Annotated in this window: 24 protein-coding genes; 13 read left to right on the top strand and 11 right to left on the bottom strand. The window is 26.1% G+C overall.

Annotated elements, in window-relative coordinates:
• Positions 1-2,253 (bottom strand): ATP-binding protein (locus WC356_04750; protein ID MFA5382453.1); only part of this gene is annotated, 2,253 nt, incomplete at its 3' end.
• Between the two features lie 226 nt (positions 2,254-2,479).
• On the opposite strand from WC356_04750, the gene WC356_04745 reads away from it, so the two are divergent.
• Together WC356_04745 and WC356_04740 are read left to right on the top strand one after the other, a co-directional pair.
• Positions 2,480-2,875 carry a hypothetical protein gene (locus tag WC356_04745; protein MFA5382452.1) on the top strand — a complete coding sequence of 132 codons (396 nt, stop codon included), beginning with the start codon at positions 2,480-2,482 and terminating at the stop codon, positions 2,873-2,875.
• 79 nt (positions 2,876-2,954) lie between these two features.
• On the top strand, positions 2,955-3,083 hold the full coding sequence (locus WC356_04740) for a hypothetical protein (GenBank protein ID MFA5382451.1): 129 nt from the start codon (positions 2,955-2,957) through the stop codon (positions 3,081-3,083).
• A gap of 15 nt (positions 3,084-3,098) precedes the next feature.
• Here WC356_04740 and ispF read toward each other — a convergent pair whose 3' ends face one another.
• Together ispF and WC356_04730 are read right to left on the bottom strand one after the other, a co-directional pair.
• Positions 3,099-3,617 carry a 2-C-methyl-D-erythritol 2,4-cyclodiphosphate synthase gene (gene ispF / locus WC356_04735; GenBank protein MFA5382450.1) on the bottom strand — a complete coding sequence of 173 codons (519 nt, stop codon included), beginning with the start codon at positions 3,615-3,617 and terminating at the stop codon, positions 3,099-3,101.
• Positions 3,618-3,620: 3 nt separating this feature from the next.
• On the bottom strand, positions 3,621-4,811 hold the full coding sequence (locus WC356_04730; GenBank protein MFA5382449.1) for a hypothetical protein: 1,191 nt from the start codon (positions 4,809-4,811) through the stop codon (positions 3,621-3,623).
• A 170-nt stretch (positions 4,812-4,981) separates the two neighbouring features.
• On the opposite strand from WC356_04730, the gene WC356_04725 reads away from it, so the two are divergent.
• Complete coding sequence (locus tag WC356_04725; GenBank protein MFA5382448.1) at positions 4,982-5,650, top strand: hypothetical protein; 669 nt, start codon at positions 4,982-4,984, stop codon at positions 5,648-5,650.
• On the opposite strand, the gene WC356_04720 is transcribed toward WC356_04725, so the two are convergent.
• From WC356_04720 to WC356_04710, 3 genes are read right to left on the bottom strand one after another with little or no spacing between them, the layout of a single operon-like run.
• Positions 5,647-5,811 (bottom strand): hypothetical protein, encoded by a 165-nt coding sequence (locus tag WC356_04720; protein ID MFA5382447.1) that lies wholly within the window; start codon positions 5,809-5,811, stop codon positions 5,647-5,649. The two genes, WC356_04725 and WC356_04720, sit on opposite strands and share 4 nt — an antisense overlap.
• Positions 5,804-6,994, bottom strand: a complete 1,191-nt coding sequence (locus tag WC356_04715) for a translation initiation factor IF-2 subunit gamma (protein MFA5382446.1) — start codon at positions 6,992-6,994, stop codon at positions 5,804-5,806. Before WC356_04715 ends, WC356_04720 begins: the two co-directional genes overlap by 8 nt.
• A 9-nt stretch (positions 6,995-7,003) precedes the next feature.
• Complete coding sequence (locus WC356_04710) at positions 7,004-7,402, bottom strand: 30S ribosomal protein S6e (GenBank protein ID MFA5382445.1); 399 nt, start codon at positions 7,400-7,402, stop codon at positions 7,004-7,006.
• A 155-nt stretch (positions 7,403-7,557) separates the two neighbouring features.
• On the opposite strand from WC356_04710, the gene WC356_04705 reads away from it, so the two are divergent.
• Genes WC356_04705 through WC356_04695 form a run of 3 tightly spaced genes read left to right on the top strand, consistent with a single transcriptional unit; the run spans position 7,558 to position 9,631 of the window.
• Complete coding sequence (locus tag WC356_04705) at positions 7,558-7,827, top strand: thioredoxin family protein (GenBank protein MFA5382444.1); 270 nt, start codon at positions 7,558-7,560, stop codon at positions 7,825-7,827.
• Positions 7,828-7,839: 12 nt separating this feature from the next.
• Complete coding sequence (locus WC356_04700; protein ID MFA5382443.1) at positions 7,840-8,970, top strand: hypothetical protein; 1,131 nt, start codon at positions 7,840-7,842, stop codon at positions 8,968-8,970.
• A complete protein-coding gene (locus WC356_04695) occupies positions 8,963-9,631 on the top strand; it encodes a hypothetical protein (protein ID MFA5382442.1) in 669 nt (222 codons plus the stop codon). The genes WC356_04700 and WC356_04695 overlap by 8 nt, the downstream gene beginning before the upstream one ends.
• Here WC356_04695 and WC356_04690 read toward each other — a convergent pair.
• From WC356_04690 to WC356_04670, 5 genes are all read right to left on the bottom strand, one after another.
• A complete protein-coding gene (locus WC356_04690; protein ID MFA5382441.1) occupies positions 9,603-10,220 on the bottom strand; it encodes a hypothetical protein in 618 nt (205 codons plus the stop codon). The two genes, WC356_04695 and WC356_04690, sit on opposite strands and share 29 nt — an antisense overlap.
• Positions 10,217-10,705 carry a hypothetical protein gene (locus tag WC356_04685; GenBank protein ID MFA5382440.1) on the bottom strand — a complete coding sequence of 163 codons (489 nt, stop codon included), beginning with the start codon at positions 10,703-10,705 and terminating at the stop codon, positions 10,217-10,219. The genes WC356_04690 and WC356_04685 overlap by 4 nt, the downstream gene beginning before the upstream one ends.
• A 193-nt stretch (positions 10,706-10,898) precedes the next feature.
• The gene (locus WC356_04680) at positions 10,899-11,387 is read right to left on the bottom strand and encodes a GNAT family N-acetyltransferase (protein ID MFA5382439.1); all 489 of its coding nucleotides are present in this window, start codon (positions 11,385-11,387) and stop codon (positions 10,899-10,901) included.
• Between the two features lie 65 nt (positions 11,388-11,452).
• Positions 11,453-13,348 (bottom strand): beta-propeller domain-containing protein, encoded by a 1,896-nt coding sequence (locus tag WC356_04675; GenBank protein ID MFA5382438.1) that lies wholly within the window; start codon positions 13,346-13,348, stop codon positions 11,453-11,455.
• A 61-nt stretch (positions 13,349-13,409) separates the two neighbouring features.
• Positions 13,410-15,833: a hypothetical protein gene (locus WC356_04670; GenBank protein ID MFA5382437.1), complete on the bottom strand. Its 2,424-nt coding sequence runs from the start codon at positions 15,831-15,833 to the stop codon at positions 13,410-13,412.
• A gap of 166 nt (positions 15,834-15,999) precedes the next feature.
• On the opposite strand from WC356_04670, the gene WC356_04665 reads away from it, so the two are divergent.
• The 7 genes from WC356_04665 to WC356_04635 form a co-directional block, all read left to right on the top strand.
• Positions 16,000-18,054 carry a minichromosome maintenance protein MCM gene (locus tag WC356_04665; protein ID MFA5382436.1) on the top strand — a complete coding sequence of 685 codons (2,055 nt, stop codon included), beginning with the start codon at positions 16,000-16,002 and terminating at the stop codon, positions 18,052-18,054.
• Positions 18,055-18,063: 9 nt separating this feature from the next.
• Positions 18,064-18,981, top strand: coding sequence for a presenilin family intramembrane aspartyl protease (locus tag WC356_04660; GenBank protein ID MFA5382435.1), 918 nt, complete (start codon positions 18,064-18,066; stop codon positions 18,979-18,981).
• A 30-nt stretch (positions 18,982-19,011) separates the two neighbouring features.
• On the top strand, positions 19,012-19,263 hold the full coding sequence (locus WC356_04655) for a hypothetical protein (GenBank protein ID MFA5382434.1): 252 nt from the start codon (positions 19,012-19,014) through the stop codon (positions 19,261-19,263).
• Positions 19,256-19,504, top strand: a complete 249-nt coding sequence (locus WC356_04650) for a hypothetical protein (protein MFA5382433.1) — start codon at positions 19,256-19,258, stop codon at positions 19,502-19,504. Before WC356_04655 ends, WC356_04650 begins: the two co-directional genes overlap by 8 nt.
• Before the next feature lie 278 nt (positions 19,505-19,782).
• On the top strand, positions 19,783-20,304 hold the full coding sequence (locus tag WC356_04645; protein MFA5382432.1) for a phospholipase D-like domain-containing protein: 522 nt from the start codon (positions 19,783-19,785) through the stop codon (positions 20,302-20,304).
• A 47-nt stretch (positions 20,305-20,351) separates the two neighbouring features.
• Positions 20,352-23,387, top strand: a complete 3,036-nt coding sequence (locus WC356_04640; GenBank protein MFA5382431.1) for a hypothetical protein — start codon at positions 20,352-20,354, stop codon at positions 23,385-23,387.
• Between the two features lie 4 nt (positions 23,388-23,391).
• On the top strand, positions 23,392-23,603 hold a 212-nt coding region (locus tag WC356_04635), incomplete at its 3' end, for a hypothetical protein (protein MFA5382430.1).

Raw genomic sequence — 23,603 nt, 5'->3', positions numbered from 1 at the left:
CAAGGTTCTTATATGTGCACCATCAACATCTGCATCAGTCATTAATATTATTTTTCCATATCTTAATTTAGATATATCAAAGTCATCTCCTATACTTGTACCAAATGCTTTTATCATTGCTTTAATTTCTCTATTACCTAGTATTTTATGTATCTGTGATTTTTCAACATTCAAAATTTTACCTCTAAGAGGTAAAATTGCTTGAAAGTTTCTATCTCTTCCTTGTTTGGCTGAATTATGTACAAAAATTCCAGAAGCCAAAGCAAAATTATGTGTTTCTTCTACTTCAATATCACAAACATCTATTTTTTTTCTTAATTTTACTATTTTTTTTATTTTATGATTATAGTTTTTTACTGCTTCTATCATTGCTTTTTCATTATCATTAAAATATTTATTCATAAATGTTTCTTTTTTTAGTATAAGTTTACCTTTTGTCATTCTAATTATGTTATCTGGATTATTATTTAGTTTATTAAAATCAATGTGATGTTTGTAGTTTCCTAATTCTTTTTTATATTTTTTAGTTAATAAATTATATTCATCTGCTAACATATGGGTGAATATCCATTTTTTCTTTTTTGGATCATAAATCATTTCGTATCCTTCGATAGTAATTCTTCCTTCTTTTTTAGATAATTTTCTGTTTAAGGGCATTAAACTTATTTCATTAGTTAAATGTTTTGCCTCTATATAGTTTCCTTCTCTTGTCATAAATTTATGATCTGGGGTACAAATGATTTCTTCTCCAGTATCAATTATCACTTTTATAACTTCAACATTTCTTTTAGTAACTCTTGGATTTTTTATTGGTCTTATGCCAATGGCTCCGTTTTTTTCTATTGTATAACAATAATTCTTTTTTCCTTGTTTGTGTTCTTTTATTAATTGTTTAAAATCAATATTTCTTCCATCTGTTAATGCAATTTTTGTATCCTTGGAAAAACAACCACCGGCACTGTCTCCTTCGAGGATATATATTTCTGATTTTTCTGGATCTTTTTCAATGCAATCTGCTAACTTTCCTGGAAGTACACTTCCTTCTAAAACACTTTTTCTTCTTATTAATTCTTTAGCTTTTTTAGCAGCCATTCTTGCTCTTTGTGCATTTAATGCTTTATCAACCATAGATTTTGCTTCTGCTGGATTTTCATCTAAATAATATTTTAATTGTTCATTTACAACAGTTTCAACAATTCCCTTTACATTATTATTTCCTAATTTTGTTTTTGTTTGCCCTTCAAATTGAGGTTCTGGAACTTTAACTGAAACAACTGCTGTTAAACCTTCATTTAAATCATTTCCAGATAATTTTTCTTCTTTTGATAATTTATTTGAAGATATATAATCATTTATTGTTCTTGTTAAAGCAGATTTAAATCCGATTAAATGTGTTCCGCCTTCAATTGTGTTTATATTATTTGCAAATGTTAAAACATTAGAAGAGTATGTTTCTGTATATTGTAAGGATATTTCTACTTCTACTCCACGTTCTTCTTTTTTAAAATAAATTATCGAATGTAAAGGGGTTTTATTTCTATTTAGAAATTCTACAAATGATTTAATCCCCCCAGAGTATTCGAAAGTTTCTTTATTGTTTTCATTCCTTTCATCAAAAATTGAGATTTTTATCCCCGCATTAAGAAAAGCTAATTCTCTTAATCTAGATGCTAATTTATCATAATCAAAAATAATACTTGAAAATATTTCTTTATCTGGTTTAAATCTTACTGATGTTCCTGTTTTATTAGTTGTTCCTAGAGTTTGAATACTATTTTGAGGTATTCCTTTTTTGAATTGTTGTGAATAGGTCATTCCATTTCTATTAACTTTAACTTCCATATCATCAGATAATGCGTTTACTACACTGATTCCTACTCCATGTAGCCCACCACTTACTTTATAAGAATCTTTATCAAATTTTCCTCCTGCGTGTAGTTTAGTTAAAACTATTTCTAAAGCAGAAAGACCAGATTCGTGCTGTTCTACTGGTATTCCTCTCCCATCATCATTTATTAAAATATACCCGTCTTTTTTTATTACAATATCTATATTTTTACAATAACCAGCCATTGCTTCATCTATTGAATTATCAACAACTTCATAAACTAAATGATGTAATCCATGTTCTCCTGTATCTCCAATGTACATAGCAGGCCTTTTTCTAACTGCTTCTAAGCCTTCTAAAATCTTAATATTTTTAGCTGAGTATTCTTTATTTTTTTCACTGATTATATTGTTTTCTTCACTCATGTTTTTACCTCATAAATCGTCCTTTTTAATATAGTATTTTAAGTAATAATATTATGTATAAGAGCCTATTTAAACCTTACCTTTACGACGTCAAAACGCGCTTTTTCATACCTTTACACAATACTTAAATTCAAATTTTTAAATATGCAAAAATATTAACAGGTATATTTAAAAAAAGGATGTAATAAATACACTAATTACTATTTAATTAAACATAGGTGATAAAATGGGAGAAGTGGAGATGTTAACAAAAGAAGAAATCAAATTTTATTTGGAGAGTATTCCTTTAGATGCTGATTGGGAACGTTGTGGTAGTGTTTATTTAGGATTACCTAGAGATAATGGAGTTTATGAAGGATTTTATTTAAAAAAAGATAATACAGAAGTTGAACTATTTCGTGCATGGGATTCTGGAGAGTCATGGGTTGGAGTAAATATTAGTAATAATGGATTTAAAATTGGACATGCAATTGATGTAAATTTTGATAAAGATTATCTTAAAGATAAATTAGAACTTGTTGAAAAGATACATAATGAAAATAACCCCCCAGTTAAAAAACATAATGAAATTGGTAATTTTGATAAAGCAGTTATTGAGTTTCGTTCTAAGTTAAAAGTTTAATTTTTTTTTTATTTTTTTAAACATTTATTGTCAAACTATTCTGTTTTTAAATTTATAATTCTTTATTTTTATTGATAAAATGGGAAATGATAAGACCCAAGATAATGAAAAAGTGCGTGAATTGATTGTACAAGCGAATAAAAGAAAATTAAGAAAAAAAGTTGATAAACATAGAGAAGAAAGAAAAACTAAAAGAAGAATAAAATAAAGGGTTTGAATTGTTTTAAACCTGTTTTAATAAAACAGTTACAATTGCTTCAGCACCTTCTCCGCGTCCAAAAGCAGTTAATTCTTCACCAGATTTTGCAGTAATCCCTATTTGATTTTTGTTTATTTCAAAAATACGTGCTAAATTTTCTTTTATTTCTTCTTCAATAGGAGTTATTCTTGGTTTTTTACATTCAATTACAATACTTATGTTATTTATCTTATATCCTTTTTCTTCCATTTGTTTTTTTATTGATAAAAGAAATTTTTCACTTGGGCCAGAATCATTTGGGAATTCAACACCTATTGATTTTCCTTCCATAGCGCTTGATATTGCATCATAAAGAGCATGATAAACAACATCTCCATCAGAATTAGCAATAACTTCAATGTTTGGTATATTAACTCCACCTAAGTGAAATAAATTACCTTCAATTTTAGGTAATATCATTGTAAATTTTCCAGAAGTTAATTCATTTGGCCCTTCTGAAACAAATCTATGGGAATCTGTTCCTGTTCCAATTTTATATTCCATTATTTATTCCTCTTTTGCTAATTCAAAAGTTAAACTTGGTTCTTGATTAGATCCAAAAAAATCTGCTTCTTCATTTGCTTTTTTTAATTCTTCATCTGTTGGTTCTTTTTTAGTTGAAATATGGATTTCTAATGTAGTATTTAATTCACCCAGTAAAACCATATTTATTTCTTGTGTTCCTTTTCTTTTTAAATATTCACTTAAAAAATAAACTAATTCTTGTTTAGCTGATTCTTTTGCACTTTTTAATTTTTCACTCGCAATATTAAATCCTTTTTTAATGTCTTCTTTCTCTTTTGCAAGTACTTCTTTAAATCTCCTATTTGTTTGTTCAATATATTCATCTATTTGTTTTACTATTAATTTTTTTATTTGGTTAGATAATGGGGCGTAAGGAATATTATTTTCAATTAATATTTTTTCTTTCTCTTCTTTAATTTCTTCATAAATTTTTCCTTTTGTTTTTTGGGTTGCAATTTGGTAATCTGAAATGACCACATTAATATACCCTATTTCAAATCCATGGAACCAATATTTAGGTTTTAAAAGTTTTTTGAAAAAATTAGAAGTTAAATAATTATATGATTCTTCCATTTTATTTATTATTTCTCGTATTTCATTTAATTCTTCAATAATATTTATTTCTAAATGTTCAGTAAATGCAGAAGAAATTCTAACTGTGTTTGGTTTATTAGTTACTGCTATTATTGAAAAATCAAGTTCTCCATAAGAAAGCATAGGACTTTCAATTTTTAAATTAGTGCTTAGTTGTTCAATCTTTTCTATTCCTGAGAAAAATAATGCTAGTGCTTCTGTATCTGTTGGATTATAATTAAATAGACTTTCTTCAGATGGAATAATTATAGTAAAATGAGTTTTTTTAGATTCATCTTTAATCACTCTATCTGTACGTTTTAAAATATCAGTTGTTATTTTAATCAATAAATCTTCATTTTTTTTAGTTGTTTCATCAATTCTCTTTTTTGCTGTTTCTACTAATAAATTTGCTGTTCTTAATCCTTTTTGTGTTAAGTCATATTCTTCTAAAAAATTAGGGTTATTTGGATTTACAATTAAATAATTATCTTCAATTTTTACTGCTGGTGCTTTTTTCGCAAGAGCTCTTTCTATTCTTCTTATTTCTAGTTTTTCTCTTACTACATCTCTTTCTATACTTTCTATACTTCCAAACATATTAATTACCTCCAATTAAACATAAGTTGTTTTTATATAATTTAATGTGTATATTTGTATATTTAAATGTTGCGTTTGTTTTAAGATTTTACTTCTGTCGATATGTGGGATTTAAATTAATATGAGGTTCAATAATATTCTAATTCTTAAAAATTTATTGGGGTGATTAAGTGGGAGGTAAATTAATTGGATATTTAGGACCTATGTTTTCTGGAAAAACAGAAGAACTTGTTAGGTTAGTTAACAGAGAGCAGTACGCAAATAGAACGTTTGCAGTATATAAACCGATTACAGATGATAGATATCACAAACTAAATATAGTTACTAATAATGGAATTCAAATTTCTGCAAAAGCTATTCCAGAAGATGGATTTCAAATTATATGTGATTTTTTTGAAGTCCCTTTTCAAGATGTTTTTATTGATGAAATACAATTTTTTGAAAGTACAATAATTGAATCTATTAGATTATTGAATTCGTTAGGTTCTAATGTTTTTTATGCAGGTTTATCCACTACTTCAGAAAATAAACCTTTCCCGTTTAAAGATGCAGATCCAATAACTGGTTATCCGCACATGGGAGATTTAATTGCAGGATTACACCATAGTCAAATTACTATTCAAAATGCGTTTTGTTCAACATGTCAAGATGAAGCTCATTTTACAAATTCATTAATTGCAAAACAAGAAGCTGTTAAAGTTGGGGGAAAACAAGAGTATGAAGCTTTATGTGCAAAATGTTATTATGGATTACACCCTTATAAAATTCCAGATAAAATACCTGAAGAAATTAAGAAAAAAATACAAGAATTACAAAGATTTTATAGGTGGAGAGATTAATTTTTCATAACTCTGCCTTTTATGCAAATAATACAAACCCCGTTTTTTTCATGTTCTGCGCAAATGGGTTTTCCACATAATTTACAAAAAGTAGTTGCTGGTTTATTACAAATATAACATAAACTTTTGAGATTATTAATTTTTTTAATACAATTATTCATTTAGTTCACCAAAGCCGCTTAAACGCCATCTTTGATTGACTTTTCTACTGATTGCAATTTTAGAAGTTTCATCTACACAAATTGATCTTTTTAATGATAAAATAATATCATGCCCGCTTACTTTTGAAATGACACCTAATGCTGTTGCTGTACCTACACTTATTACTAATGGTTCTCCAATTTTTAAGCCAGGATTATCAAAATCTGTCCTTTCAAATAATTGATATGAAAGTTTAATTATTTTTTTTGGTTCTTTTATTAATCCAGGTTCAAGTAAAACATTACCTATTAATCTATCTCCTTTTGTTATTGCTGGATCTAATTTTGTTCCGAGGCCGATAAGCCCACCAGGAGATACTTCTTTAACTGGTGCATTACCTGAAAATAAACTTTCAACTTTAATTTTTATTGTTTGAGTATCTTCTGAATCTACTGATTTTTTAATTCCTGGTGATAATTCAAGAACATCTCCGATTTTAATTTTTCCTTGGATTAATGATCCTCCGATAATACCCCCATTTAATTTGTCAATTTTTGAAGAAGGTTTATTAATATCAAAGGATCGAGCTATATACATTTTTACTGGTAATGAATCGTCTCTTTTTGGTGTTGGTATGTATTCTTCAATAGCTTCTATAAGAGCACTGATGTTTGTTTCAAAATTAGCAGAAACTGGAATTATTGGTGCATTTTTAAAACCAAAATCATCCAAAAATTTTTTTATTTGTTTATAATTTTCAATTGCTTTTTCTTTTGCAACTAAATCAATTTTATTTTGGATCACAACTATTTTTTCAATACCTAATGCATGTAAGACCATTATGTGTTCTTTTGTTTGTGGTTGAGGACAATTTTCATTTGCTGCAATAATTAATAATACTCCATCCATAATACTTGAAGCAGAAATCGCAGTTGTCATAAGTGTTTCGTGTCCTGGTGCGTCTAAAAAGGAAACTGTTCTAATTTTTTCTGCCTTTTCATTACAGCATTTTTCTTTTACACCAAATTTTTTACATTTAGAACATTTATAAAAAGTAGTATCTGCATATCCAATTCTTATTGATATTCCTCGTTTTAGTTCTTCGCTATATGTATCTGTCCATACTCCGCTTAAAGCACGAGTAATCGAAGTTTTTCCATGATCTACGTGTCCTAATAATCCAATATTTACTTCAGCTTGCAATACCTCACCTTATTCTTTTTCTTTGTTTTCTTCTTTTGGTTCTTCTTCTTTACCTAATAATTTGGCTAAATTTGTAGGCCCTTCTTTTATGATTTTAATATTTATTTGATTTATATCTTGGGATATTTGTTTTCCATGAATTGTTTTTTTTCTTCTTTCTCCTGCCCTTTCTTTTTTAAATCCAGGACCTTTTGCCATTAAAATTTTATGTTTATCTGGCCCATCTACATCAAATCGCATAGGAAATCCACTTAAATCACTTCCACCAGTAATTTGAAAAGTAAAACCAGGTACTCCAATTTGATCCCCTTCAATTTGATCCCCTACTTTTTTTCCCATAAGCATTCCTGCATCTTGTATTTCTATTTGATAAGATTTACCATCTTTATTTCCTATAACAATTTTCATATCTCATCACCTTTAATATATCTTCTAAATTATAAATCATAAGAAGTATTATGTTATTATACACAGAGGTTTATAAATGTTTTTCATAAAGGATTTACCTTCTTAAATAGAAAACTTTATATATTATTAGTAATGAACTATATTTAGGTGGAAATATGAGAGTATTAAAATTTGGAGCAGTTTGGTGTTCTGGTTGCTTGATTATGAAACCAAGATGGCAAGAATTAGAAAAAGATAATCCTTGGTTAAAAAATGAATATTATGATTATGATAAAGATAAAGAAATAGTTAATAAATACAAAGTTAATGATAAATTACCAACCTTTGTTTTTCTTGATAAAAACAATAAAGAATTTTTAAGATTACATGGGGAAATTTCTAAAGAAAAATTACAAAAAATATTAGAAGAAAATAAAAAAAGATAAGGGGTTTTAAAATTGAAAATTAATAGATTATTTTTATTATTTATTTTTACATTTCTAATTGTTTCAGTATCTGCTTCAAATATTTCAAAAATTGAAGTTCATTTATTTTGGACAGAAGGTTGTCCTCATTGTGAAGGAGAAAAAGAGTTTTTAATAGAATTGGAAAATAAATATCCAGAATTAGAAATTTATAGATTAGAAGTAAGTAAAAACTCAGAAAATAGAAAATTAATGTTTGAATTTTCTGATAAATTAGATGCTGAAGTATCTGGAGTTCCTTTTACCGTTGTTGGTAGTACTTATTATTTTAAAGGATGGATGAATAAAGAAACAACTGGAAAAGCAATTGAGGATGCAATACTTAAAATTAAAAATGAAAATCACCAAGAAGAAAACAACAAAATATTTTTGCCCATTTTCGGTGAGATAGATGTTAAAACAGTTTCTTTACCTATTTTAACAATTATTATAGCAGCATTGGATGGATTTAATCCTTGTGCAATGTGGGTTTTATTATTTTTGATTACTTTATTATTAGGAATTGAAGATAGATTCAAAAGATGGCTTTTTGGGGGAGTTTTTATAGGAGCATCAGCTTTTGTTTATTTTTTAATTATGATTGCTTGGCTTAATTTATTTTTATATATTGGTTTTGTATTTTGGATACGGTTATTAATTGGAATTGTTGCATTGGGTGCAGGAATTTATAATCTTAGAGAATATTTTACTAATATAGAAGGAGTATGTAAAGTAACTGGGGATACAAAAAGACAAAAAGTATTTGAAAATCTAGCTAAAATAGTGCAGGAAAAACATATTATTTTTGCTTTATTAGGATTAATTATTTTGGCTTTTGCTGTTAATTTGGTTGAATTAGTTTGTTCTGCAGGTTTACCTGCGGTTTATACACAAGTGCTTGCTTTAAGTGGTTTATCTTTTTGGGAATATTACGGATATATTTTACTTTATATTTTGATATTTATGTTAGATGATCTAATAATTTTTGTATTGGCAATGAAAACATTAGAAATTACGGGAATATCCAGTAAATATAGCAGATGGTCTCATTTGATTGGAGGAATACTTATATTTGTATTAGGTTTACTTTTAATATTTAAACCAGAAATTTTAATGTTTGGTTAAAAGAGATGAATATATGAAAGTTGAATATGCATTTATTTTATCATTTTTATTTTTATTGGGGTGTATTAATTTTTCTCAAGAAAATGATATTAATATCACTGAAGAGGAGATAGGAGAACTAGATATTGTTGAACCTGAAATTAATATTATTAATTCAGATAACGATGGACTAAATTATTTATTATCATTAAAAGATAATTTAGAATACAAAGGAGAGTATTCAACTGTTTTTGTAAGTGAAGAAGAAATTTCAACATATAATAATATCATTTACTCAAAAGCAAAAAAATATAGATTTGATTCTATTATTGGAGATGAAGAAACAATTGTTTCATTATATATAATACCAGAAGGAAATTATTCATGTATTGATGCATTAGGAAAAATTGTATGTAATAAGATAGATGCGTCAGATAATCCAGATGTTTCTTTTATGAATTTAGATAATTATGAAATTACTAAACTCCCTTCAAAAATTATTTCAAATAAAACTGGAGACTGTTTTATGATTTCAAATCAAAATGAATCAATTGAACAGTGCTTTTTAGATAATGGTGCTTCTTTATACACACACATAACTAATTCAAATGGAGATTCAATTACTCAATCTTTGAAGGATATAGATTACTCAGTTAAAGATTCTGTGTTTGAATTACCTTAATTAAACTTCTTGAATTCATATTAAGCATTTTTGAAAATAGAAGTCCCATCTTTTTTAATTTATAAGGATTATATATTGCATTTGGTTTTCTAAATTTTTTTGCTTTTATGATTAATGATTCTACTTCGTGAATATATTCCTCTTTTTTGTTTAATAAATATAAAGAAAAATAAACTTCTGCTGATTCATAAAAAGCACCAATTTTTTCTAATTGCTTTGCTTCTTCTTCTAAATATTGAATATCATTTACTATTTTAAATAAAGAAGTGTATGCTCTTTTTAAAAATTTGATATTTGGAGAAGAACAATTGATTTCCTTTTCAATTTGTTTTTTTAATTTATCAATTTTTTTTGTTATAGACACATCTTTTTCAACTTTTAACATTGCTTTTAAAAATTCTGGGTGTATTTGTTTTAATAAGCGTTCTGCTCTTTTTCTTCTTTTTGGTTGGAATGGGAGATACTTATGAAAAAAGAATTCTCTATATCTCATTCTTAATTCATTATCTTGTATAGGAGCTACTTTAGAGTCTAATTTAGCATGTATTCCTTGTATTAATTCTTCTTTTGTTCTATGCATATATTTCATCTTCTATATTTTTCTAATTCTTCTTTTATAATAATATCACATGCCATTATTATTAATTTTGAATCTTTAAACTCCTGTGCAATTAAACTAATTGCATTTGCTTTTGTTTCAAAATTATAAGAATCATATTTTAGAAGCCAGAATGCATCACATGCTTTTTTTATACAATTACAATCTTCTGTTCTTTGCGCAATTCGGATTATTGTTTTCATAGCTACTAATAACATTCGATTATCATTTTTAAGTTCTTCTAAAATATTATTAACATTTTTATACATTTCATTTTTTAGATCAGATTTAATACTAATAAGATGAGCATCTAAAAATGAATTTGTTAATTCAATAATTATTTCTGAATTACTTTGCCAATTTATGGGATTTCCTCTTAAAAGGTCTGCTCCTTTTTCATTACCAAAAAACTTATCTCCTTTTTCCGTATTCTTTTTAAATTTTCTTTTATCCATTTTAAATTCTTTAAATACCATATTCATTTCCTCTATTTAATTTAGATTAATATTGTGTATAAAGGTATTTATAAATGTTTTTATATAAAATTTAAAAATATAAATCCTTTTTTTATCAAATATTTTAATAGTATATAATTTGAGATATTTTTTAATCTATTTTATATTCTTTAATTAATATCTTTATACAATAAAATTAATTTAGGCTTCATATTTATAAGTTTAAAGTAGCAATCCATTCATAAGGATTAAGGAACTCTATTTCAAAACCGTTTCTTTTAAATAATCCTAATGAAAAAAAATTATTTGCTTGTATAATAGCAAAAATTTGGCTTAAATTTGCATTTTTTGCCGTTTCAATACATTTTTGTACCAAAGCATCACTTACTCCTTTTTCTGCCTTAGTATAATCAACTGCAATACTATAAATATGTAATTTTTCATCTTCAGTGATTTGATATCTTACAAAACCTATTACTTTATTCTCTTTGTTAGCAGTAAAAATAAAATTTGGTGGAATAAACCCTTCTTTTTTAATATTAGATAAAAATTTTTTAACATAATCCTTTTTTCCAATTGCCAAAATTTTTCTTAATCTAAATTGATTATGTAACTTAAAGTGTTTATAATGAAAAGGTTCTATATGCCAAGGTGGTTTTGAATGTTCAATTACCTTTTTTTTAATTGGGAATAAAAAAGTCATATTAATATTAGCAACTTTAGGTCTTTATAAATGTTTTTATATGTTATAAAAAAAGAAAAAAAGGTTTAGTAATATCCTACTGGATAATTACTACCTTCGATATTTATGTATTTTATCTCTGAAAAATCATCCATTGAATATGCGCTTATTTTATTATATGAAATAACATATAAAATATTATCTACATATAAATTCCTAACTGCGTTTTCTTCTATTATTTTACGCATTCCAATTTCTTCAGAATTTTTTATTTCAAATACATAATTTTTATTTCCCATAGGGATTATTGCAAAATTATTATTTGGGTCCCATAAGAATGCATGATGATTATACAGTGCTTCACTCCATCCTTCTTCTGTTATAAAAGAATCTAATTCCAGTGGTTTTGAAGGATTTGAAACATCAAATAATGATATTTTCATTTTCCAATCATCTTGCCCTATTCCAATTAATTTATTATCTCCTATTGGATGTAGATAAGTTGAATATCCAGGAACTTTTAATTCTCCTTTAACTTCTGGTTTTGAAGGGTTTGATAAGTCAATAATAAATAATGGATCAATTTGTCTATATGTGACCATATATCCTGTTTCTCCAATAAATCTTATTGCATAAATTCTTTCACCTTCTGCCATTCCAGTTATTCTTGAAAGCTCATTCATTTCTTTATCTAAGATAATTAATCCATTTTGTGAATCATCTCGATTTCCAAATGTAAAAGCAATTCTTAAATTATTTTCATATTCATCCATTGAGAACTGGTTTAATAGTCTTCCAGGTATTTTTCCAGTTTCAGCCATTTCTAATTCTCCGTTTAAATATGATACTTTTAAAATACCAGTATATTCTTTTTTCTCTGGGTATTTTAGTACATAAGAAGAATATCCTTTTTGAAGGTCATTGGATAATTCTGCTCTTTCTTCATTTGTTAATCCTTGATATATTGACTGCATTATTATTTCAAATTCAACTGTTTTTGCTTGGTCTGAAATATTTAATGCGTTTAAATAAATTAATCTGTTATATACTTCATTATTAATTAAATTTTTTCCTTCGTCTAATAAATAATAAAACATTACTTGACTTTCTGGATTATTTTTATACATTGCAAAATATATATTTTCTTCAGAAACATATGTTGTTGAAGAATAAGGCCCCATAAATGTTTTTTTATCTAATACTTCTCCATTTTCAATATCTATTGATAGTATATCATAAAACACATTTCCATCCATATTTCTAGGAATATAAATATCTGCATAGTCAATTTCTATTTGATTACATCCTAACTCTCCACAAATTCTAATTGGTTTTGGGGTATAAGGATAAGTGGGGGATTCTTGTAAAATTAAATATACAATTCCGTCTTTCATTCTTGAATCAAGATATGTTGCATTTAAATTTGCATACCATTTTGAATTTCCATTTTTATCAAATGTTTCTATTTTATTATAAGAAATTGTCATTATTGAATTTTTATATTCATAAATTCCATTCCCATATTCAGTATTTATAGATTTATATACTTCCATATTTTCTATAGGATAAGAATTAATTAAATTTAGTTTATCTCCGTTTAAATAGTAAATTTTATTTCCAGTTAAACTATCTATTTTTACTATATCTAATTCATCTATACCAAAAACTTGAACATTTGTTGTTGAAAAATCATTTGGAGATTTAACCATTGATTCTTCAGCTATTGCTCCAGTAGGCATTGCCATATCTACTTGCATGGTATCTCTCATTATAAATGAAGATCCATAGTAATATGTATCAGATAATTGAATTATCTTTTCAATATTTTCTAATCTTTCTGCTGGAATAAATTCGAATTCTTTATTTTCATTAAATGCATTTAATATACTTCTATTTTCATGTGGTTCTGGTATGTTTATACATCCGAATATTAAGAATGATGCAAAAATTACAAAACCAAATAACATAATTTTTTTATTCATTTATATCACCTATTAAATTTAACTAATACTTTATTTAAAAAGATTAATGGAATTGTTCGGTTTATATTTTATTAAGCTCATTTATAGATTCTTCTGTAATTTCAATCAAATCATTTATTTGAGTAATTGATTCAGTTATACATAGTAATATTAAGTCCCCGCTTGATCTTGCAAAAAATAAATTTTTTCCAGAACGTGATAAAATATATTCTGTTTTTCCTATATTTGCGGTTGTTTCAATAATTTTTATTGATTTCGTCATTCTAGCAAGCATTAAAGATACTAATGAACTATTTATTTTTTTATCTAAAACCGAAGCCATCATTTTTCCATCAATTCTTACTATTGCTGCATTTTTTATTCCCTCATTATTACTTATTAAAGAATCTAAAATTTCTGTGAAATCTTTTTTTCTCATTTTTTTTATTTCTATCTTTTTGAGTATTCCATTTTCAATAATTAAATCTTTATCTAAATTTTCTGTTAAATATTTTTCTAAAGTCCAACTTCTCCAAGTTCTTGGGATATCTATAAGCATCTCTTTTCTAATTTCTCCATCTTTTTTTAATAATTGATCAAATTTTGTTTTCCAATTTTTCCAAATGTCATTTGCTATTTCTATCTTTTTTTCTATTGTTCCTATACTAAATTCACATCTATTAATGCTTTGTTCTATAACTTTTTTTGCAGTATTTTGTTCATTTTTTTGAATTAATTCTTTAATTCTTACAAGGGGTATAGAATTTAGTATCTCCTGTTCTTCTGATATATCAATTTTTAATTCAGCTGTTTTTACCATTTTTTTTTGTACTTCTTCTATTTTTTGTTCTAATACTTTGAGGTTTTCTAAATTTATTTTTTTAGCAATTTTTTGTGCACTTTCATAATAACCTGTTTTTAAAATAGATCCTTTGAAAAAATCTTCAATAGAAAAATAAATAGAAACAAGACCAAATAAAATCAAAAATGAAATAATTCCTCCTATAGGGAATATTGTCATATTATATCCGATATTTTCAAGAATTAAAGTCTTATCAGGTATATTTGAAGGGGAGATAAAATTTAATAAAAGCCCAAAAATAAGTAATCCTACTCCTAAAATGATATATTGTAAGTATTTTGGATTTGATTTACCTAACCAATTATTTTTTATTGTATTCAAATCCTGTCTTTTTGATGTACCCGTAATAAAATACCAAAAAAATAAAAGTAGCATTTCAATTAATCTAAGTATAATAAGCAGTAATGCACAAACAAATGCGAATGCTATAAAATAATTAGAAAAATTAAAAAAAAAAGTAAAACCTAAATTAATGAATCCTAAAAAAATAGAAGTCAAAGGAGTACCACCCAATGAAAATGATTCAATAGTTATATATGGAGTTTTTAAATTGTTTTCTATCCATTCTTTGTTTATTAATTCATCTGATTCAAATGAATACATAATAAAACTAGAAATTTCTCCTCCTCCTGCTTTATTTATACTCCATTCAACTGAATCTGGATTAATAATAGAAAAATTTGAACTTGTTTTTAAAGTTGTTTTATCAATATTAATACTATCTGGAATTTTATCTACTATTTTAATAGTTGAAAAAGGCCTGTCACTTTCTTCTGTTATTTGAATATATATATCATATTTAACATAATCAACAGGAGCTTCGGTTTTTTGTATTTTATTTTTTATTATTTCACCAGAGTATTCAGTTTTTAAATTATTAGATATTGCATCATAAATTTTTTGCAGTTCAGTGTTATCATAATTTATTTGATTACATAAATAATATACATTTTTATCTATTATAGGATTTTGATTTATTTTTCCTCCTAAAATAGATATTTGTTCTATTTTTTGTATTATTGATTCAATTTTTTCTTTTTCTAAATCGTTTTCATTTCCTTCAATTTCATTAAATATTATATCTATTTCTTTAATTTTATTATCCATCTCATTAAAATTAGAATTTAATTCAAATAAATCTTCTGCAAAAGGTTCTCCCATATTTAAATAAATAAATTGACATATTGGCGCTCCAATGCAGGCTTTTGCACATGTATCTACACTAATACAAGGCAAATCTTCTCTATTTAAACCTAAATATTGTTTGCATTGTGCTTCTCCTGTTACAGCAACAATATTACTTCTTTTTTTATCAAAATTATTTAAATATATTTTTAATTCTTCAATTGTTAGATTTTCAAAATAATATTTATCATCTATTTTTTCATTTTCAATATTAATACTAAGTTTAGATAAATTAAAATTTGGTTTAATACTTATAATTTTTTGAGTGATTATAGAATTATTATATGTTTGTTCTTCAAAAATATATGTTGCACTTTCAATTATTCCATCATTATTAATGTCTGATTCGTATATTTTAGAAATTTTTTCTGGGTTTCCCCCTTCTTGATAAACGGGAGCCGTACACCCGAAGGTGAATAATAAAATTAATAATAATCCTAGAATTATTCTTTTTTGCATATTTGAGATATTACATTCAAATTTAAAAAGCTTATGAATTGAAAAAATAGTAATACAAATGTATAAAAATTATACACTTGTGGTTAAAAATGAATATTTTTCTTTATAAGCTTTTCTGTTTAATTATTAATTTAAATATTTGGTGTATATATATAGTGGGAGTTGTATGGTGAAAGAAGCAGATATTGAACCTATTGTTAAAGAAATTCAAGAGTTCTTTGAATCTAATTATAAAAAAAATATATATACATTGGTATCAAAATATCCAAAACAAAAAAGTTTATTAGTTGATTATGAAGATTTTGAAAAATTTAGTCCGGAATTAGCAGATCAATTAATTGAAAAACCAGATATTATATTAAAAGCTGCTAGACTTGCATTGGTTAATATGAATTTAGCAGTTGCACCAGGTATTGAATTTAGACCACACGTAAGATTTCATAATATGATTGAATCTGGAATGTTAATAGAAAGTATGGGATCAAAGTCTTTAGGTAAAATGATTAATATTAAAGGAGTAGTCACAAAAAGAGCAGAAGTTAAACATAGAGTTAAAGTTGCTGTTTACAAATGTGAAATATGTGATGCAATATATAAAATTCCATTAGATTCAAGTGTTAAAACCCCAAGTGTGTGTGAAGCGTGTAAAAGAAAAGCATTAAAATTAATAGAAGAAGATTCAGAATTTTTGGATGTTCAAAGAGCAGAAATTCAAGAACTTTTAGAAAGAGTTAAAGGAGGTACGCCCCCCGCAAGATTAGAATTATGGCTTGAAGATGATTTAGTTAACTCAGTTATTCCTGGTAATACAATTGAAGTAACTGGGACACTAAGACTTAGGCCCCCAAGTGCCTTTGCTAAAGGGAGTAGTGCACTGATTTATACTAAGTATTTAGATGTTTTGCATGTTAGAGGCATACAACAGGATTTTGAAGAATTAGAAATTAGTGATGAAGAGGAAAAAAAGATTAAAGATTTTTCAAAAGATCCTAAATTATTTGAAAAATTAGTTAAATCTATTGCACCAGGTATTTATGGGCATGATGAGATAAAACAAGGGATTGCACTTCAATTATTTGGTGGAACAAAAGGAAAAGAAATGCCGGGTGGTGCTAAAATAAGGGAAGATATTCATATTTTATTAATTGGAGATCCAGGTGCAGCTAAATCCAGATTGCTTCAATATGTAGTTGCATTAGCTCCTAAAAGTTTATACGTATCAGGTAAATCTGTTTCTGGAGTTGGTTTGACAGTATCAGTTGAAAAAGATGAATTAAGTGATGGGGGTTGGACATTAAAAGCAGGTGCGTTAGTTTTAGCAAGTGGAGGAATTGTGGGTGTTGATGAATTTGATAAAATTGATAAAGATGAGAGGTCTTCTTTGCATGAAGTAATGGAAAGCGGGACTATAAGTATTGCAAAAGCAGGGATTGTTGCAAGATTAAAATCCAAAGCCTCAATTTTAGCAGCTGCAAATCCTAAATACGGCAGATTTGATCCTAATAGATTACCTGCCGAACAATTTGATATCCCCCCAACATTATTATCAAGGTTTGATTTAATTTTTCCAATAATGGATATTTTAGATGAAGAAAAAGATAGAGAACTAGCTGAAAAAATATTAAGCAGCCATAGATTATCAGCAGACCAAAGTCAAGAAATTAATGATGAAAGTATGGTGGATAGAGAGTTTCTTAAAAAATATATTGCATATGCAAGACAACATATTAAACCTATTTTGAGTGATGAAGCCTCAGATAAAATTAAAGTTTATTATGGTAAAATGAGAAAAATGGGTAAAAAATCAGGTTCAATTTCTATTACACCAAGACAAATTGAAGGATTAGTAAGAATGGCAGAAGCTTCAGCAAAATTAAGATTAAGTGAAAGAGTTGAATCAAAAGATGCAGATGAAGCTATTTTATTAATGGATTGGATGATGCAAAAAGTAGGTATGGATAAAGAAACTGGAGTTTTTGATATTGATATTATTGCTACTGGAAAACCAAAATCTCAAATTGATAAAATAAATACTATAATGAATGTAATAAGAGATTTACAGAAAAAATTTGATTCTGTTGAAGTAATTAAGATTATTGAAGAGGTTAAATCTTATGATATTGATCCAGAAATTGCAAAACGTTTAATTGATGAATTAATCTATAAAGGAGATTTATATAAAGTTAAATCTGGATTTGTAAAAATTGTGGAACAATTTTAAGTGATGTTTATGAATTTTATATACAAAATGATTTTATTTTTTATTTTAGCACAGATTCTAGGTGCATTAGTAGGTGTTTTATTAATCACAAATAGTATTTTAGTTCCTGAATTTGAAGAAATGAGAGTTACTCCAATAGGAGAAACTGGAGATTTATTAAATGGAGTATTTTTTATATTTTATATTTTGTTTGGTGCGGTTGTATTTTATTTAGTTATCAAATATTATAAAGGAGTTTTTGTATTTAGGTCAATGGAATTTATTATTATTTTATTTGCATCAAGCATAGTATTTTTTGTTTTGTTGTATTCTTTTGTTCCTGGTTTAGGTATTAATGAATCATTTTTTATTGGATTTTTAATTGCATTAATTTTAGCAGGCACCAAATGGCTTACACATAAAGCAAGGAATATCGCAGCTATTTTATCAAGTGCAGGTGTTGGAGCAGTTTTTGGATTTTCTTTAGGTTTTTGGCCTGCTGTTTTACTCACTATTGGTTTATCTATATATGATTATATTGCTGTTTTTAAAACAAAACATATGATTACTTTTGCTAAAACTTTAAGTGAAAAAAATCTTTCTTTTTCATTACAAGTTCAAAAAACAGATATTAAGAAAACACAGAAAACATCTAAACAGATTTCAAAAAATGATGAAAATTATTCTTTTAAAGGGAATGAAAGACAAAAAATGGAGCTTGGTACTGGAGATTTAATAATGCCTATTATGCTTTCTGTTTCTTCTTTTTATGTATTTGGTATTTTAGGAACTTTGTTTGTGATATTGGGTGCGGTTGTTTCATTTATTTTATTAATTTATTATATTTCTAAAAGAAAACTTTTTTTACCTGCGTTGCCTCCTTTAATAACAGGATGTTTAATTAGTCTAGGAATTTTATATCTTCTTTCATTATTTTTTGGGATATAATATTATAAATATTATTAATACAATATACATATGGAAGTTTTATTCAAAAGCAAAGTAGATAAAAAACATAATTCAATTCTAGATTATATATTATATGGGAATTTAGATTATAAAAAATTTCCTATTGAAGAGCAAGTAAAAGATGTATTACATAGATTAACAAATAGAGAAGTAAAAGAGATAAACAAAATAATTGATACTCTAAATTTAAAAGATAAAGGAACTAGTTTAGAAATATTATATTCTTTAAAAAAAGAAGAGGAGAAGAGGCACAATGTTTGATTCTTTAGAAGATTTGCAAAATTTTATTTCGAGTAAAGATTTTCAAAATACTAAGAAAAAAATAATTTTATTTAATGCTGATTTAAAGATGAAACAGAAATATGAAGATATTTTAAATTTAAAAACACAAGTAAATTTATATTTTGAAGAATTAAGAAAAAATAATTATAAATTGTATGTTGTTTTTTCTCTTAATAAAAAAATATTAGAAGATGAGATAAAATCAAAATTAAATAATTAAAAGGGCCTGTAGCTCAGCTTGGAACTTTCTTTCTTTTCAAAAAAGAAAGAAATTTCCATCAAAGAAAGAAAACAGTTTTCTTTGAATAAAAGAAAGAAAGCAGGAATAGAGCGACACTCTCCTAAATGTATTTTATATTTGGGGAAAGGTGAAGGTCGAGAGTTCAATAAACTTTTTCTTTCTTGCAAGAAAGTAAAAGTTTAATCAAAAAGAAAGAACTTGAAACAAGAAAGAAATAGGAAAAATAAATCTCTCCAGGCCCGTTTATTGTGATAAATATGGAATTAAATAAATTATTTGAAATAAATAAGTCATTTATATATGGATTTATTTTAGCAGTTATTCTATGTTTAATTATTTTTAATTTATTAAATACAAATTGTTATGTTACTCCTATTTTTTCTCCAAATTCAGAAGATGAGATTATAAGTTTAATAAATAATGCACAAAAATCAATAGATATTGAAATGTATGTTTTTACTAGCGCAAATATACAGAATGCTTTAATTAATGCGCGAAATAGAGGAGTGGAGGTAAGAGTTATCTTAGAACAAGAAATAGAAACTAATGAAGATTCTTTTTATAAATTAATTTCTAACGGAATAGAAACTAAATGGGCGCCTAGAAAATTTAGCAGAACACATTCAAAATTTATGATTATAGATAATAAATTAATTTTTGTAGGTAGTACTAATTTTAGTAATTCTGCACTTACATCAAATAGAGAAGCAGCTGTTTTAACTTCTTGTTCTGTTTCGAATTTTATAGATATTTTTGAACAAGACTGGAAAGATGCTTAAAATAAGAAAACGCAAGGTTTTAAAAGAGAAAAGTAGGATAATTAATTATGAAAAATAAGATTATATATTGTTTAATTTTATTATTAATATTTATTCCAGTTTTATATAGTATTACTCCTCCACAAAAATATAAAGTAGAGATTAATATTTTAGAATTTCAAGATCAAGGGCCTGGTAGTTTAATAGCAGAGATAAAATATAGAGATATTACAAAAGCATCTTTTGATGAGTATTTAAAAGAGTATAATGAAAATTCTTGGTATTTTACTCCTTCATTTGCAGCAAAGGACCCATTAACAAATGAAATAATTAATGTTTATGTTTCTGAAGAAGTAAATAATTTTACTTTTTGTAAAAATTATACTACTGATTCAAATGGCCAGTTTAAAATTACTAATTTTGAAAATGATTGTGGAAAACAAGTATCTGAGTATAAAGAAATTAAATTTATATATTTAGGAAATGAAAAATTTCAATCATTAGAACATGTTTTTCTTGTTTCGAAATCTCCGTTTAGTGCGATTTCTTTTACTAGATTATCTGATATTTTTTTAGGTGTAATTACTGATATTAATAAGAATCCTTTATGTATTTTTGTAGTTATATTATCTGGAATAGTTTTTGCTGCTATGTTTTTTCAAGGAGATAATCCTCTTCAAATTTTTGATATTACTCAACCAAAACTTCCAAAAGCAATGAAAGGATTAGGGGGGTCTATTGGTAAAATTAAATTTGGTACAAAAATAAGTGCAAAAACTCTTGGTGCTTCAAAAGCAGTTGCAGCATCAGCAGCAGGTGTTGCTGCTTTATCTGCATCTGTATATTCAGCAGCATCCAAAAAAATAAATACAAAAGAAGGCAATGCTTTATTATCTAGAGCAAGAAATAGTAAAAAATTGAATTCATTACAAAAAATGTATGTTTATATGTTAATTAGTAAAGATATGTTAGCAAAAGCAAAGAGAATTTTAAATGGTGATTTAATCTTGCCTTCTAATTATGCAGATGTTTCAGAAATGATTGCATATGAAAGAAAAAAGGCACCAATAGAAGTACGGGAAGTAATTAAGAAAAAAAGATTTGAAAAAGAGATAGGATATTATAATGAAAAAGGAGTATTTGTTTTGGGAGAATATGCACAAAATTATAAAAAAATTGGAATTGAAGGTGCAGAAACAGATTCTCAATTAGTTTCTAATAAAGTATTAAAAGTAAGAAGAGTCCCTTTTATTGGTTTTGCAATTGCGTTAGGAGAACAAGCAATTAGAAATACTAAATCAGATATACAAAAGCAAGTTAAAACTTCTTTTGAATTTTGGAAGAATCCAGCCCAAGGAATAAAAAATATGGCTAAAAAAAATTGGGACGAAACAGGAGGGGCAGTATTAAAAATGGTCTCTGGTCCTTTAGATGCACCAGTACTCTCGCCTACTGAAATGTATACTTCTTTAAAAAAACAATATGTTGATGAAGATTTATATAAAGGAATGGGAAATTCAATTTTAAGTTATACTTCAAGAAAATATGGGGAGATAACAGATAAAAAAAGTAAAGAGAATTTTAATAATATGCAAAAAATATTACAAAATGAAGAATTAAAAGAAAGAGAAAAATTCGAAATTGCATTAAAAGAATTTGAAAAAATTACATTTAGAGAAAGAACTGCAAAAGAAGCAGAATTTCTTGCAAAAACATATTCTGAAATTAATAGAAATTTAAATAATTATGAAAGACAAGGAAGTAAATATGATATTGCACAAGTTAATTATGTTGCTTCATTAGGCAGAAGATATACTGTTTCAAAAATGCTTTTAGAAAATTCTAAGAATGTAAAAGATTCACAAGCGTATTTAGATATATTTAATGAAGAATCTTCTGGAGCAAAAGGTATTTTAGATAATTTATTAAATGCAGGAAAGTTTAAATTAGATGCAATTACTACTGCTCTTGGTTTTACAGAGGCTATTGGATTTGCACAGCCTAGCATGCCCACATATATTGATTATAAAGAGGAAATAGATAAATTAGCAAAACAAAAACAACAAACAAAAGGAATTTCTTATGAAGAAGCTTTAGCTAACTCTGAAGATGAAATGAACAAAGCATTACAGATACATATTAAAGAAACAAGAAAAAATATGGTTCATTTAATGTCAGATGTTGAATATTCACATAGAATAAGAAGAGGAGAAAAAGTAAGTTTAACAGAAATTGAAAAACAATTTGAAAGAAGATATGATAATTGGGGAAGAAATCCAGAAACATTTTTAAACAATATGCAAAGAGAGTTATATAAATATCAACCAAAAGAAAATGGAGTAACTTTTCAAGAAGCATATTCTCAAACTATTAAAGATACTGATGCTTTCTTATATTTTTATGATAATTCTTTAAAAGATAAAGATTATTTTAAATCAAGTAATTATGAAAAGCAAAAAGTAAATGAGTTTTTAGAAAATAAAGAGGAATATTTAGAAAAAATGCGTGAAGAAGGGTATAATGTTCCAGATTTTGAAAGTGCACAAGGAAGGAGTGTAGAAGCACAGCAAGAAATGGTTATAGATAATTTTCATAAAATTAATAAATTTGCAGAGGAATTAACTGAAAAACCAGTTCTATTTGAGTATACAGCAGAAGATGCAAAACCATTTTTAGAATATGTTGATGGGAAATATAGAATTGTTTCTGTGGTAAAAAAAGAAGGGGAGCTTGATCCTGTAAAAGATATTGAAAGTCAATTAGAAAAAGTAGAAAAACTTAGAGCATATACAGATAAACCAGAAGACCAATTAGAAACTTGGTTAAAAGGAGGATTTTGGACTGACAAAAGTAATCATTTTGATATTGCGAGAACAAATCTTTTTAGAAACCCAAAAACTTTATATAAATCTGCATTGATGATAGAAACCCCTTCTGGTGAAGTTAAAGAATTTAATTTTTCAGAAAATTATGATTTTTCAAATACAAAAGGTTTTGAGTTTATAGGTAATGTATCTGGAGTATCTGCATTTGATGACCCCGTAATAATGGAAAAATTAAAATATTTAATGAGAAAAGGAAAGATAGGAATAGTAGAGAGGTAAAAAAATGAAAAAATATATTATTGGAATTATCCTTATTGTTTTTTTAATATTTGGTTGTGTAGGAAGAAGTGATATACTTTACAATACTACTGGTGCAAATAGAGATGTATTATATGATTTAAATGGTTCTCAAATGGGTCTTGCCCCAAATCAAACAAATTATTCAAAATTATTAGAAGATTTTTGTGTTGACTCCGGAGTGTGCATTTCATTTAT

The organism is Candidatus Micrarchaeia archaeon, assembly GCA_041653315.1.
Classification (GTDB): Archaea; Micrarchaeota; Micrarchaeia; order Anstonellales; family JAHKLY01; genus JAHKLY01.
The sequence above is the reverse complement of the archived record's forward strand: the minus strand, read 5'-3'. Positions and strand labels throughout refer to the sequence as shown.